The 479-nt window shown below is 44.1% G+C and carries 1 protein-coding gene; it reads right to left on the reverse strand.

All coding sequences use genetic code 11. From position 1 onward, the window contains the following. Positions 1–150: 150 nt before the first annotated feature. Positions 151–479: peptide-methionine (R)-S-oxide reductase MsrB (gene msrB / locus BCT81_RS02395; RefSeq protein ID WP_102423141.1), on the reverse strand; the 329-nt coding region annotated here is incomplete at its 5' end.

Consider the following 479-nt stretch of genomic DNA (forward strand, 5'->3'; position numbering starts at 1 on the left):
GTATATGTTAGCTCGCCCAGAGCCTTCACTGCTCAAGTATCCAGAAGACACAGTTCTAACAGGCTAGCGCGCCTGTTAATGAATTAGAAAAAATTAAGCCAGCGTTATGCTGGCTTTGTTGTTATAGGTGTAGCGTTAATTGCTGAATGTTTAGCCCTCAAACATCTCAACGTATTCTTCATACCCTTCTTCAGCCAGTTTATCTGCTGGGATAAAGCGCATCGCCGCTGAGTTCATGCAGTAACGTAAGCCTGTTGGTTTAGGACCATCTTTGAAGACATGGCCTAAGTGAGAATCACCAAATCGGCTACGAACTTCTGTGCGTGGGTACAGCAATTTGTAGTCTGTGGTTGTCACTACGTAAGCTTCGTTGATTGGTTGGGTAAAGCTCGGCCAGCCCGTACCAGATTTGTATTTGTCTTTTGACGAGAACAAAGGTTCACCGGTAACGATATCAACATAAATACCTTCTTCTTTGT

The organism is Vibrio sp. 10N.261.52.A1 (assembly GCF_002876325.1).
Lineage (GTDB): Bacteria > Pseudomonadota > Gammaproteobacteria > Enterobacterales > Vibrionaceae > Vibrio > Vibrio chagasii.